The 12,154-nt window shown below is 64.7% G+C and carries 12 protein-coding genes; 7 read left to right on the forward strand and 5 right to left on the reverse strand.

Going from position 1 to position 12,154, the window contains the following annotated elements:
* Positions 1–238 precede the first annotated feature (238 nt).
* Entirely contained in the window at positions 239–457 is a 219-nt protein-coding gene (gene rmf / locus JVX91_RS24180) for a ribosome modulation factor (protein WP_205336618.1), read from the forward strand.
* Positions 458–559: 102 nt separating this feature from the next.
* Here the strand turns inward: rmf and JVX91_RS24185 are convergent, their stop codons facing one another.
* A complete protein-coding gene (locus tag JVX91_RS24185; RefSeq protein WP_205336619.1) occupies positions 560–1,585 on the reverse strand; it encodes a quinone-dependent dihydroorotate dehydrogenase in 1,026 nt (341 codons plus the stop codon).
* 53 nt (positions 1,586–1,638) lie between these two features.
* Positions 1,639–1,860, reverse strand: coding sequence for a DUF2835 domain-containing protein (locus JVX91_RS24190; protein WP_205336620.1), 222 nt, complete (start codon positions 1,858–1,860; stop codon positions 1,639–1,641).
* A gap of 150 nt (positions 1,861–2,010) precedes the next feature.
* Here JVX91_RS24190 and JVX91_RS24195 point away from each other — a divergent pair, with 150 nt between their 5' ends.
* Positions 2,011–2,892, forward strand: coding sequence for a DUF6685 family protein (locus tag JVX91_RS24195; protein ID WP_205336621.1), 882 nt, complete (start codon positions 2,011–2,013; stop codon positions 2,890–2,892).
* 8 nt (positions 2,893–2,900) lie between these two features.
* Here the strand turns inward: JVX91_RS24195 and JVX91_RS24200 are convergent, their stop codons facing one another.
* Entirely contained in the window at positions 2,901–3,314 is a 414-nt protein-coding gene (locus JVX91_RS24200) for a helix-turn-helix transcriptional regulator (protein WP_205336622.1), read from the reverse strand.
* A 123-nt stretch (positions 3,315–3,437) separates the two neighbouring features.
* Here JVX91_RS24200 and JVX91_RS24205 point away from each other — a divergent pair, with 123 nt between their 5' ends.
* The gene (locus JVX91_RS24205; protein ID WP_205336623.1) at positions 3,438–3,647 is read left to right on the forward strand and encodes a DNA-binding protein; all 210 of its coding nucleotides are present in this window, start codon (positions 3,438–3,440) and stop codon (positions 3,645–3,647) included.
* Positions 3,644–3,913: a hypothetical protein gene (locus tag JVX91_RS24210; protein ID WP_205336624.1), complete on the forward strand. Its 270-nt coding sequence runs from the start codon at positions 3,644–3,646 to the stop codon at positions 3,911–3,913. Before JVX91_RS24205 ends, JVX91_RS24210 begins: the two co-directional genes overlap by 4 nt.
* Here JVX91_RS24210 and JVX91_RS24215 read toward each other — a convergent pair.
* Entirely contained in the window at positions 3,904–4,434 is a 531-nt protein-coding gene (locus JVX91_RS24215; protein WP_205336625.1) for a hypothetical protein, read from the reverse strand. The two genes, JVX91_RS24210 and JVX91_RS24215, sit on opposite strands and share 10 nt — an antisense overlap.
* Positions 4,435–4,633: 199 nt before the next feature.
* Between JVX91_RS24215 and JVX91_RS24220 the strand changes: the two genes are divergently transcribed.
* Positions 4,634–4,849 (forward strand): hypothetical protein, encoded by a 216-nt coding sequence (locus JVX91_RS24220; RefSeq protein ID WP_205336626.1) that lies wholly within the window; start codon positions 4,634–4,636, stop codon positions 4,847–4,849.
* A gap of 241 nt (positions 4,850–5,090) precedes the next feature.
* Here the strand turns inward: JVX91_RS24220 and JVX91_RS24225 are convergent, their stop codons facing one another.
* On the reverse strand, positions 5,091–9,953 hold the full coding sequence (locus JVX91_RS24225) for an NAD-glutamate dehydrogenase (RefSeq protein WP_205336627.1): 4,863 nt from the start codon (positions 9,951–9,953) through the stop codon (positions 5,091–5,093).
* 306 nt (positions 9,954–10,259) lie between these two features.
* Here JVX91_RS24225 and JVX91_RS24230 point away from each other — a divergent pair, with 306 nt between their 5' ends.
* On the forward strand, positions 10,260–11,132 hold the full coding sequence (locus JVX91_RS24230; protein ID WP_205336628.1) for a DUF1353 domain-containing protein: 873 nt from the start codon (positions 10,260–10,262) through the stop codon (positions 11,130–11,132).
* A gap of 61 nt (positions 11,133–11,193) precedes the next feature.
* A complete protein-coding gene (locus JVX91_RS24235; RefSeq protein ID WP_038803712.1) occupies positions 11,194–12,153 on the forward strand; it encodes a MoxR family ATPase in 960 nt (319 codons plus the stop codon).
* Position 12,154 lies beyond the last annotated feature (1 nt).

Here is a 12,154-nt window from a genome sequence, read left to right on the forward strand (position 1 = left end):
CTGGCACTTTGCAACCCGGCCGAACCTTATGGCTTGAACCCATAAGAGTTACGTCCTTATGACAAATTGGTCATTCACAGCCCCGGAACCTTTCGATAGAACTCGGGGTAATCCTTCACCGCAATGGTGTCGGGCGGGGCGCGTCACGCCGGCAATGCGCCCCATTGGCGGAAACTTCCGCCCGGCCTCCCTGGGGGGCCAACGGGACATAACAGTCAACAAGTGAGGGCAACACCCTATGAGAAGACTTAAGCGTGATCCGTTGGAAAGAGCCTTTGTGCGCGGATATCAGCACGGCATTACTGGAAAATCTCGCGATCTCTGTCCATTTACCCATCCCACCACACGGCAATCCTGGCTCAATGGCTGGCGTGAGGGCCGTGGCGACAACTGGGATGGTTTGACCGGCGCCGCCGGTATTCAACGACTGAACCAGATGCAGCACGCAAGCGGCTGATCGCGGGTCACCACCGACTTCCCCAAGCCGCCCCATCCGGGCGGAAAAGGGCGCAAGCCCAAGGGCTCCGAAAGGAGCCCTACTTATTTCTGCTCCCTCTCTTCACGCCCGCCGGGCGGCCGCTATGGCGTCCACCGCTTCGCGGATCAGCGCCGGGCCCTTGTAGATGAACCCCGAATAGATCTGCACCAGGCTCGCACCGGCCGCGATCTTCTCCGCCGCATGCGCGCCTTCGGTGATGCCACCGGCCGCGATGATTGGCAGGCGCCCACCCAGCTCAGCGGCCAGCACCTTGACGATATGCGTGCTCTTTTCGCGCACCGGAGCGCCGGACAGACCGCCCGCCTCGTTGCCGAACGGCAGGTTCTCGACGCCTTCGCGGCCCAGGGTGGTGTTGGTGGCGATCACCGCGTCCATACCGGACTCGACCAACGCGGCGGCGACCAGCGCGGTTTCCTCGTCGCTCATGTCCGGGGCGATCTTGATCGCCAACGGCACACGACGGCCGTGCTGCACGGCCAGGTCTTCCTGGCGCTGGCGCAGCGCTTCGAGCAGTTGCTTGAGCGAGTCGCCGAACTGCAGGCTGCGCAGGCCGGGGGTATTCGGCGAGCTGACGTTCACGGTGACATAGCTGGCGTGGGCGTAGACCTTGTCCAGGCAGATCAGGTAGTCATCCACCGCGCGCTCGACCGGGGTGTCGAAGTTCTTGCCGATATTGATACCCAGCACGCCCTTGTACTTCGCCGCCTTGACCCGTGCGACCAGGTGATCGACGCCGTGGTTGTTGAAGCCCATGCGGTTGATGATCGCGGTCGCCTGCGGCAGACGGAAGATTCGCGGCTTGGGGTTGCCCGGCTGCGGACGCGGCGTGACGGTGCCGATCTCGACGAAGCCGAAGCCCAGTTGGGCAAAGCCGTCGATGGCATCGCCATTCTTGTCCAGGCCGGCCGCCAGGCCGACCGGGTTGGCGAACTCCAACCCCATCACCGTCACCGGCAGGCTCCTCGGCGCGGGCGTCAGCAGACCGTTGAGACCCAGGCGGCCACCGGCGCCAATCAGGTCGATGGACAATTCATGGGAGGTTTCCGGGGAGAGCTTGAACAGGAGCTCGCGGGCCAGGCTGTACATGGTCGGGCATCGGTCGGCAAAATGGGGCGCTATTATAGCCAGTCCGCCCTCGCTCAGGCGAGGCGACGCAGCGCCAGCAGCCGACCGGATTCATCGAATTCCAGTTCGAAGCTACCCTGCACCCCGGTGTGGGTGATGAAGGGGCGCAGATGATGCGCCGGCAGATTCACCTGCCGACCGTCGCGGCTGACCACCTGAATCCGGTTGGCCTGCCCACGGTAAAGCGCTTGCAGCCGGTGCGTCGGCAGCGAGATATCCAGCACAACGCTCGGCATGGAGGCCACCTCGGACGTGAAGGAAAGAATTTTGCCACAACGCATGTGCCCAAGGGCGCCAGGGTTTTCTATGCTTAGGGCAATTCGCCGCGCAACAGGCACGGCGCTTCCTGCACTGACCGTCCGGCCATCGGGAGTCTTGCGTCGTCCATGAGCCAGCCACCTCGCCCCCGCAGCGTCACCAGTCGCCTGGCCGCCCTCGCCCAGCGCCTGGGCCTTGGTGGCGCCGACGAGCACAACGTGGCGGAGCGCAGCCGCGCGCTCACCCTGCCCTTCGAGCCGCTGCCCGACCTGGTCGCCGGCATCGGCTGGCAGTCCGGCCCACCGCTGCACCGCCTGATCGACCTGCCGCGCGGTGCGCTGTCGGGCCCGGTACAGGAAGACAAGGCGCGCATCCATGCCGTCCTCAGGCGCCTGGTCAGCAGCTATCAGGAGCACCTGCCGGCCGTTGACCTGCGCAGCGTCGACGGCCTGTGCTGCCGGGCGCAGCTCGACAGCAACCTCGCCTCGCTGGAAGAACTGTCCAACAGCGACAGCTGCCGCAGGGTGCGAATCATCAGTTACAACGATTTCACCAAGGTGCTGGGCGTCGCGCTGCCAGGTTTCGAGCGCAAGGCGCCGTTGCAGCTGCGCAGCGCCGGATGGCATGGAACGAGATTGTTCTGGGACGAAGACAACCATCCCTGCGAACTGGCCAACGCAGCCGTCTATGCCCGGCGCCGCGGGCTGGAGATCGTCCTGCCGGCGACCATCCAGCGCTTCGAACTGCAGGCACCGGTGATCGATGAACTGGCGCGCGACTTCCACATGCTGGCCATGCCCACCCGGGCATGGAGCGATGCGGCCTTCATGGAGTTGCTGCTGGAAACCGGCATGCCTTACGCACGCTTCGGCCTGTTCAACTCGGAAACCCCGGAAAGCCTGCTGCTACCCAGGGATCATCCGCAATCGGACGCCTTCGGCCAGGGCTTGCGGGCCGCCGGTGCGCCTGACGTGATCGACTATCTGCGCCACGCCGGCCACCCGGGCTGAAGCATTCGTCACTCCTCCGCCGCGTCGTCGCGGATGCGCCGCTCTTCCTCATCGAGGCTTTCCAGCACCTCGTGATGCCGGGTCTGCCACTCCTCCAGGCTGAGGCCAAGCGTGGGGAGCAACTGCGGATTGCTCTTCACCATGTAGACCGCCGCACGTTGCGCGGAGTCGGCCACCTTCCAGGTCACCTGGACCGAATCGATCGGTCCTTCGTAGGTGATCCAGCGGCTGAAGTCCTCATAGACACTACAAACTTTTTGAAAGTCCTCGTCGCGCATGCGCTGGTTGCCGTACTCGATGTTCTCCACATCTTTCTCTTTCATTCCCACAGTTTCGGCAAATGCGCGGCGAGACAGGCCTGTGAGCGCACGAAGCGCCCGTAGTCTTTCTCCCGCAGTGAACAGGAAGTATTTCTTCACCATATGTAGTCAGTTTCCGAGACTTCGAGGTGCTACCATTTTTCCTAATAATTAGGATAAATTAGCCACTCAACAGGCGGTCAACACCGCACGTTTCCAGCGATTGCCGATGGTGCAGGATGCCGCATGAATGTGGAAGAACCGTTCTCTCCGGATTTAATCCAGGGCAAGTATTACCTGACGCCCGAGCGCTTTGCACAGTTGATCGGCATGACCGATCGGATGGCGGTGGTACGGCGCTGGATCGACCTCGGCGAGGTACCGTCCCGCTATATCGGCGGCCACCTCATGGTGGATCTTAGCGCCATGCTCAAGCAAACGGACGCCAAACAATGAGCACCTCGCTGCTGCCACGCATCTGCCTCGGCGCCGCCGACCTGGCGCGCGGCCGGCAGGTCCTCCTCGATCACGACGAATGCGAGGCCTTGCGGGACTTCCAGCGCATCGGTCTGCTGCACATGCAGGAGCCCGAGCTCGACCGCCAACCCGTGCTATGCACGTGCCGCCATCCCAGGCTGTTCGCCTTCCACTTCTACTATCGCTGGCTGCCGACGAACATCGGCAACTTTCGTCCGTCGCGCCGGGACCCAGCTCAGTCCTGATCGGCGCGCTGCGCGGCCTCAAGAGCGGGGGCGGCGGGAATGCCGATCTCCACGCACAGCGCCATCATGCGCTGCAGATCCTGGCGATAGACCAGCACTGTCTGCAACTCGGTGTCCAGCGACTCGCTGAAGTCCACCAGCACATAGCCGCCCTTCTCCGGATAGAGCGCGCCGAGCTGCGTCTGGATACGGTTCAGCGCGGCCAGCGGCTCGGTCTTGCGCAGTTGCTTCGCCTGCAGGACGAAGTTGACGCTGGGATCGAACGACGCGCGAATCTCGCCGAACAGTTCCTCGAAGCTGTCGCCCTGGAACAGCACGATCTCCGGCAGGCTGCCCGTCACCACCCACTCGCCCAACGGGATCGGGAAGCTGTCGTCGTAATTGATGTCCGGATTGGCAGCGAGGAACGCTTGCGGATCGGCGTAGGCCTGGGCGGCCTCGCCAGCTATCTGCTCGATCTCGGCTTCACCCAGGCAGCCGGAGCTGATCAGCGTGAGGAGTTCGACGAGTTGCGCTTTCATGGGGAAATCCTGGCGAGAGATGAACAGCCGCGAAGAATATCCGTATTTGTGGAAAAACGCCGTAGCCGGGGAACCTTCTGACAGACAGGTCTGTCGGAAGTCGCCAGAGCAATACCCACTATTGAACGGGATGATTTCTGCTCACAAAGAGCGGTTGATAGCCTGACACCCGTCCCGAACCAGCCTGCGTGTGAAAACCATGACCCGTGCCCTCGCCCTTCTCTCCCTGATCACGCCCTTGTGGCTGGTGGGCTGCAGCAGCCAACCGGCGCCGCAGCAACAGCCCTACAGCGACGAGCAGGTGAAGTCCTTCGCGCTGAAAATGCTGGGGGCCAGCAACATGTCCGACGACCTGTATGCCAAGTACCGCCGCGCCCTGACCGAGCCGCGCGAGGATGGTCGTAGCGGGAGCTGAGGCGCCGAAGCCGCTCACCTTCGCGCATCTGTATGAGCGGACCTTGTCCGCGAAATCCCTGACAGCGGAATCCGTGCCCATCGGGGAAACACCTCTTCGTGCTGCGTATGTCGTCGACCCTGCGGCGGGATCGCGGAACAGGTCCACCTCTACGAAAGCCCTTCGGATTCCAGGCCACAGTCGAAAAAAAGCCCCGCACTAGGCGGGGCTGGAGCATCAAAAGGTTAACGAGCGGCGCGCATCAGGACGTCGGCGCACCCTGCTGGTTGCTCTGGGCCAGGTCGAGCAGCTCGCGGTTGGCCACAGCGTACATGGCGTAGTCGGTGCTGGTGGAAGCCCGTAGCTCGGTGAGCATGGCGCGCCAGCGCGCGACCAGCGGAGCATGCTGTTCCAACCACAACGCCACCCGCGCATCGATCTCCGCCGGACCGTCCTGCATCTGCAGCACCGAAACAGTGATCGCCCGCTGCTGCCAGTCCAGGTCATCGCGGAACGCCTCGCGGGCCAGCGCCTGCCAGTTATTCTCCACCGGCAGAGAGCTGATCTGCTGCAGGTACCAGGTCAACTCAAGCTCGCTGCCCAGGGCGAAGTAGGCGCGCGCCACGTCGGCCGGGTCGCGGCCGGTGACGTCCGCCGCTTCGACGATCGGCAGCAGGGTATAAAGGTGACTGGTGCCAGCGACCATCCGCGCCAGCAGCTCCGGCACGCCGGCATCGACGTAGGCCTGGTAGCGCGCTTGCCACAGCTCGCGGGTCGGGCCTTCCAGCAGTTCGTTGAGCTTCAGGCCGAGGGCGGCGATACGCGGACCGAAGTGCGCCACGTCGCGGGCGGCGTCCTGCTCGTTGCGGCGGCTGCGCAGGAACCAGCGGGTCGCGCGGCGGCCCAGGCGCATCAGCTCGTCCATCAGGGTCAGCTGGACTTCCGCCGGCACCTGGTAGTCCAGTTGCTCGATCTGACGGAACCAGTGCGGCAGGTGGAAGATATCGCGCACGATCACGTAGGCGCCCGCCACATTCGCCGGCGTCATGCCGGTGGATTCTTTCAGGCGCTGCACGAAGGTGATGCCCATGTGGTTGATCAGGTCGTTGGCGATCTGCGTGCTGACGATCTCGCGCTTCAGGCGGTGCCTGCGCATGGCCGGGCCGAAGGTATCGACCAGGGTCTGCGGGAAGGCCGTCTCCATGTCGCGGGTCAAGTAGTCATCATCCGGTACCAGCGAGCCCAGCAGTTGCTCCTTCAGATCGATCTTGCTGTAGGAGATCAGCACGGACAGCTCCGCACGCGTCAGCCCCTGTCCGGCGGCGATGCGCTCTGCCAGTGCATCGTCGGTCGGCAGGAACTCCAGCGCGCGGTCCAGCTTGCCACGGCCTTCGAGGTCGCTCATCAGCCGCTTGTACTCGGCGATGCGCTCGCGGGCGCGACGTTCGGCCAGGGACAGCGCCTGGGTCTGCTTGTAGTTGTTGCCCAGCACCAGCTCGGACACCTGGTCGGTCATTTCCGCCAGCAGCTTGTTGCGCTGCTTGCTGGTCATGTCGCCGGCGGTCACCACCTCGTTGAGCAGGATCTTGATGTTCACCTCGTGGTCGGAGCAGTCCACACCACCGGCGTTATCGATGAAGTCGGTATTGCATGCGCCGCCGTTGAGGCCGTACTCGACCCGCGCCAGTTGCGTCATGCCGAGGTTGCCGCCCTCGCCCACCACCTTCACCCGCAGATCGCGGCCGTCCACGCGCAGGCCGTCGTTGGCCTTGTCGCCGACGTCGGCATGGGTCTCATCGCTGGACTTCACGTAGGTGCCGATGCCGCCGTTCCACAGCAGGTCCACCGGCGCCTTGAGTAGCGCATGGATCAGCTCGGTGGGCGTCAGGCGCTCGGCATCGATGTCGAAGCGCGCGCGCACTTCCGGCGTCAGGGTGATGCTCTTGGCGCTGCGCAGGAAGATGCCGCCGCCGGCGGAAATCAGCGAGGCGTCGTAGTCGGCCCAGCTGGAGCGCGGCAGGTTGAACAGGCGCTGGCGCTCGGCGAAGCTCGCCGCCGGGTCCGGATTCGGGTCGAGGAAGATGTGCAGATGGTTGAAGGCCGCGACCATCTGCAGTTTGTCGGACATCAGCAGGCCGTTGCCGAACACGTCGCCGGCCATGTCGCCGATGCCGATGACGGTGACGCTGTCCTTTTGCACATCGATGCCGCGTTCGCGGAAGTGACGCTGCACCGAGACCCAGCCGCCACGGGCGGTGATGCCCATGCCTTTGTGGTCGTAGCCTGCGGAGCCGCCGGAAGCGAAGGCGTCGCCGAGCCAGAAGTTGTAGTCGGCGGAGAGGCCGTTGGCGATGTCGGAGAAGGTCGCGGTGCCCTTGTCCGCCGCCACCACCAGGTAGGGATCGTCGGCATCGTGGCGCACCACGTTGGCCGGCGGCACGACCTGGCCTTCCTTGAGGTTGTCGGTAATGTCCAGCAGGCCGGAGATGAAGATGCGGTAGCAGGCGATGGCCTCGGCCTGGATCTCATCGCGGTTGCCGCCGACCGGCAGGCGACGCGGGATGAAGCCGCCCTTGGCGCCAGTGGGCACGATCACCGCGTTCTTCACCTGCTGCGCCTTCACCAGGCCCAGCACTTCGGTGCGGTAGTCTTCCTCGCGATCGGACCAGCGCAGGCCGCCACGGGCCACGTCGCCGAAGCGCAGGTGCACGCCTTCCACGCGCGGGCAGTAGACGAAGATTTCGAACTTCGGCGTCGGCCGCGGGATTTCCGGAATGGCCTTGGGGTTGAACTTGAAGCTGAAGTAGCTCTTGTTCTGTCCGGCGGCATCCGGCTGGTAGAAGTTGGTGCGCAGGGTCGCCTTGATCAGGTCGAGGTAGCGCCGCAGGATGCGGTCCTCGTTGAGCACCTGGACATTGTCCAGGGCCGCGAGGATCGCCTGTTCCAGCTTCTGCTGCTTGTCTTCCAGGTCTTCGGCGGTGAGTTTGCGCGCCAGGTAGAAACGGGTCTTGAACAGGCGCACCAGTTCGCGGGCGATGTCCACATGGGCATTCAGCGCGCTGGCGATGTAGCCCAGGTCGAAGCCCAGGCGGATCTGCTTGAGGTAGCGGGCGTAGGCGCGCAGCAGCGCCACGTCGCGCCAGGGCAGGCCGGCGGTCAGCACCAGGCGGTTGAAGGCGTCGTTCTCGGCATCGCCGTTGACGATGTGGACGAAGGCGTCCTGCAGGGTTTCGTTGAGTTCCTGGATGTTGACGTCCAGGCCTTCGGCGTAGGTGAAGGCGAAGTCGTGGATCCAGTATTCGCGGCCGTTGGTGTGGCGCAGGCGGTAGGGGAACTCGCCGAGCACGCGCAGGCCGAGGTTCTCCAGGATCGGCAGGACGTCCGACAGCGCCAGCGGCGTATCGGCGTGGTAGAGCTTGCAGTGCAACTGCTGCTCACCCTGGGCCAGCGGCTGGTAGAAGCTCATCACCAGCGGGCGGCTGTCGCCCAGGCTGGACAGGTGCTGCAGGTCGACCACCGCGAAATGCGGGGCGAAGCGCTCGCGGTAGCCGGCCGGGAAGCCCTTGGGGAAGTCTTCCAGCAGGTTGTTGCCTTGGCCTTCGCCGAAGTTCTCCAGCACCAGCGCGGCGTAGTCGTCCTGCCAGGAGCGGCAGGCCTGGATGGCTTCCTGCTCCAGCTGGGCGGCGTCGACGTCGATGCGATTCTTCGGATCGACGCGCAGGATGAATTGCACACGGGCCAGGGTGGATTCGGAGAAGAAGGTCCAGAACTCGCAGTCGCTGGCCTTCAGGCGCTCCATCAGCACCTGCTGGATCTTCATCCGTGTTTCGGTGGAATAGATGTCGCGCGGCACGTAGGCCAGGCAGTAGGCGAAGCGGCCGTACGGGTCCTTGCGCAGGAACAGGCGGATCTTGTTGCGTTCCTGGATCTGCACGATGGACATGGCGGTGCTGTGCAGCTCGTCCACCGGCGTCTGGAACAGGTCGTCGCGCGGCAGCACCTCGAGAATCTGCGCCAGCTCCTTGCCCAGGTGCGCCTTGCTGTCCAGGCCGGAGTCTTTCAGGACGGCAGCGACCTTGCCGCGAATGAACGGGATGTCGAACACGCTCTCGGCGTAGACCGCGGAGGTGTACAGGCCGAGGAAGCGGAACTCGCGGACGACCTTGCCCTTGGCATCGATCTCGCGGATCGACACGTAGTCCGGGTAGGCCGGGCGGTGCACGCGGCTGGGCTGCGAGGCCTTGGCGAAGGACAGCAGCACCGGCTCGCGCAGGTAGGCCACCGCGTAGTCCTCGATGTGCAGGTCGTCCTTGTTCAGGCCGGCGCGCAGCAACTTGGTCAGGCCGAGGAAGGCCTTGTCGTCGTACACCAGGTGGCCACCGTCGGCCTCCTCCTGCACGGTGAATTCTTCATAGCCGAGGAAGGTGAAGTGGTCGTCCAGCAGCCATTCGAGGAAGGCGCGCACTTCGGCGGTCTCTTCCGCGCGGGCCTTGGACTTGGACTTGCCCAGCCAGGCCAGCAGCTCTTCGGCCTTGCTGCGCATGGCCGGGAAGTCGGCGACCGCCAGGCGGACTTCGCCGAGCACTTCCAGCAGGGCCTTTTCCAGGGTGCGCAGCTCGCCGGTCTGGGAGACGCGGTCGATCTCCAGGTACATCAGCGATTCCTGGCGCACGTCCTTGCCGGTGCTGTTCTTGGGCAGGATTTCCAGCAGTTCGCCCTTGGCATTGCGACGCACGCTGAGCACGTTGGTTTGCAAGGTGTGGATGCTGTAGCCGCGACGGTTCAGTTCCATGCGCACCGAGTCGACCAGGAACGGCTGGTCCGGGTGCAGCACCTGCACAGCGGTGTGGGTGGACTGCCAGCCATGCTTCTCGTAGTCGGGGTTGTACACCGTCACTTCGGGCTGGGCGGGGTCGAAGCGTTCCAACAGGCGCCAGGAAGACAACGTGCAGCCGACCAGGTCGGACAGCCTGCGCTGGGTCAATTCGTCGAGGGAGATGAAGCCGAAGAACTGCTCGGCGAACAGGGCCACTTGTGGCAGACCCTTGTCGTCGACGTGCTGCGCCAGGGCCGCTTTCAGTTGTTGCTGGAAGTCGGCTTTGCTGGCTGCGGTGAAGAACGCCATGTTGTTACTCCGCTGGGCTCGTTTTATTTGGATTGAGCGTAGAACGCATATCGTCTCGTGTCGGGCCACAGGTATAGCCGGGCAGTGTGACCCTCGATTGACAGCCCCGACCGGGCGGTCACCGATCCCACCGAGCTTATCGGGAGTCGGCCGGCACTGGCTTACGGGGCTGCGACATATTCGTTCAACGGCATGCAGGCACTACATTCCCAGGGAAGCGACAAATTTCACGGCACGATCGTTCCGCAAGTGCCGTAGGAAATATCAAAGCGCTATCATGGAGTCCCCTCGCCTGGAACGGACGCCATGCAACGCCACCCACCCCTGCACCGCCCGCTGCTGCGTCACCTGGACAACCTGCTGGTCACCCTGCTGGGCGTGGCACTGGTGGTGTTGGCCTGGTTGTTTCTCGACGAAGCCGTCCGCCCGCTGCTGCTGGGCGCCATTCCCGTCTACCTCGGGGTGTTCCTGCCGCGCTGGGTAGGCCGCCGCGAACGCCTGCGCCGGGTCGAGGCGGCACGGGAATGCTCGGTGCGCGCCTGGGGCTTCTGCAGTCGCGACCGCAATGGTCCCTGGATCAACTACATCGACTTCCCGCTGGTGCGCGAGGACGACCTCTTCAAGGGCCGCTTCTTCTATAGCGAATGGCTGGTGGTGCACGACGGGCGCATCATCATCAATCCCGGTCCCGCCAGCGTGGATCTCAGCGCCGGCACCGTCACCTACGACTTCGGCTGCACGCGCACCTACGCCTGGGACGGCTGCTCGCCGAAGGTGCCGTTCTTCTGGATTGCGACTCTTGGCACGCCGGACTGGTGGGAACACCTGGAAAGCGTGCAGTGCCTGCGCCACGGCAAGCAGAAGGAGCGCGTGATGTTCTGGCCGGTGGCGCACCATGCCAGCCTGGTCCACGACGCGCTGTACCAGTTCCTCAACGTCGCCCCGGTGACCAAGGCCGAGGCGGACGAGCTGTTCCACCGCATGCTGCTGGAGGCCGGAATGCCGCGCCTGGTGGCCTGGGTCTACCGCTTTGCGGTGGTCCATGGCGGCGCCCGCGACATGCGCCATCAGCGCAACGCCAACAGCGCGCTGCGCTGCCTGACGCCCCTGCCCGGCGTCGCGATGCCACAGGAACCGGTAGCGCCGCACAGGGCTCGCAGCACAGCGCTGCAAGAGTGAGGGCCGATGCAGTAAAGTAGGCGGTCCTACAGCCCCACCCCTCGTCCAGGAAATCCACGCGATGGAACATCGTGAGTCGCTCCTTGCACTGCGCCAGTATCTCTCCAGCCAGATCCTCGGCCAGGAAAAGCTCATCGAGCGGCTGCTCATCGCCCTGATCGCCGACGGCCACCTGCTGGTGGAAGGCGCGCCGGGCCTGGCCAAGACCAAGGCGATCAAGGACCTGGCCGAAGGCCTGGAAGCCGAATTCCACCGCATCCAGTTCACCCCCGACCTGCTCCCGGCGGACATCACCGGCACCGAGATCTATCGCCCGGAGAACGGCAGCTTCGTGTTCCAGCAGGGGCCGATCTTCCACCACCTGGTGCTGGCCGACGAAATCAACCGTGCGCCGGCCAAGGTGCAGTCCGCGCTGCTCGAAGCCATGGCCGAGCGCCAGGTCAGCGTGGGCCGCAGCACCTACGACCTGCCGCCGCTGTTCCTGGTGATGGCGACGCAGAACCCCATCGAGCAGGAAGGCACCTACCCGCTGCCCGAAGCGCAGCTCGACCGCTTCCTGATGCACGTGAAGATCGGCTATCCGGAAGCCTCGGTGGAGCGTCGCATCCTCCAGCAGGCCCGCGGCGAAGCACTGAACGGCGAGACCAAACCCGAGCGCCGGGTCACCCAGGAAGCCATCTTCGCCGCGCGCCACGAAATCCTCGGCCTGTACATGGCCGACGCCGTGGAGGAATACCTGGTGCAGCTGATCATGGCCACGCGCACCCCGGCCAAGTACGACGCCGAGCTGGCCGAATGGCTGTCCTATGGCGCCAGCCCGCGCGGCTCCATTGCCCTGGACCGCTGCGCACGCGCCCACGCCTGGCTGGCCGGCCGCGATTTCGTCAGCCCCGAAGACATCCAGGCGATGCTCTTCGATGTGCTGCGTCACCGCCTGATCCTCACCTTCGAGGCGGAAGCCGCCGGGATCGACCAGGACCGCGTGGTCCAGCGCATCCTCGACGTGGTCGCCGTCGCCTGAC

It is taken from the genome of Pseudomonas sp. PDNC002 (assembly GCF_016919445.1).
GTDB lineage: Bacteria > Pseudomonadota > Gammaproteobacteria > Pseudomonadales > Pseudomonadaceae > Pseudomonas.

Coding starts and splice junctions, on each gene's coding strand:
- rmf (WP_205336618.1), top strand. CDS start 239: ATGAGAAGACTTAAGCGTGATCCGTTGGAAAGAGCCTTTGTGCGCGGA.
- JVX91_RS24185 (WP_205336619.1), bottom strand. CDS start 1,585: ATGTACAGCCTGGCCCGCGAGCTCCTGTTCAAGCTCTCCCCGGAAACC.
- JVX91_RS24190 (WP_205336620.1), bottom strand. CDS start 1,860: ATGCCGAGCGTTGTGCTGGATATCTCGCTGCCGACGCACCGGCTGCAA.
- JVX91_RS24195 (WP_205336621.1), top strand. CDS start 2,011: ATGAGCCAGCCACCTCGCCCCCGCAGCGTCACCAGTCGCCTGGCCGCC.
- JVX91_RS24200 (WP_205336622.1), bottom strand. CDS start 3,314: ATGGTGAAGAAATACTTCCTGTTCACTGCGGGAGAAAGACTACGGGCG.
- JVX91_RS24205 (WP_205336623.1), top strand. CDS start 3,438: ATGAATGTGGAAGAACCGTTCTCTCCGGATTTAATCCAGGGCAAGTAT.
- JVX91_RS24210 (WP_205336624.1), top strand. CDS start 3,644: ATGAGCACCTCGCTGCTGCCACGCATCTGCCTCGGCGCCGCCGACCTG.
- JVX91_RS24215 (WP_205336625.1), bottom strand. CDS start 4,434: ATGAAAGCGCAACTCGTCGAACTCCTCACGCTGATCAGCTCCGGCTGC.
- JVX91_RS24220 (WP_205336626.1), top strand. CDS start 4,634: ATGACCCGTGCCCTCGCCCTTCTCTCCCTGATCACGCCCTTGTGGCTG.
- JVX91_RS24225 (WP_205336627.1), bottom strand. CDS start 9,953: ATGGCGTTCTTCACCGCAGCCAGCAAAGCCGACTTCCAGCAACAACTG.
- JVX91_RS24230 (WP_205336628.1), top strand. CDS start 10,260: ATGCAACGCCACCCACCCCTGCACCGCCCGCTGCTGCGTCACCTGGAC.
- JVX91_RS24235 (WP_038803712.1), top strand. CDS start 11,194: ATGGAACATCGTGAGTCGCTCCTTGCACTGCGCCAGTATCTCTCCAGC.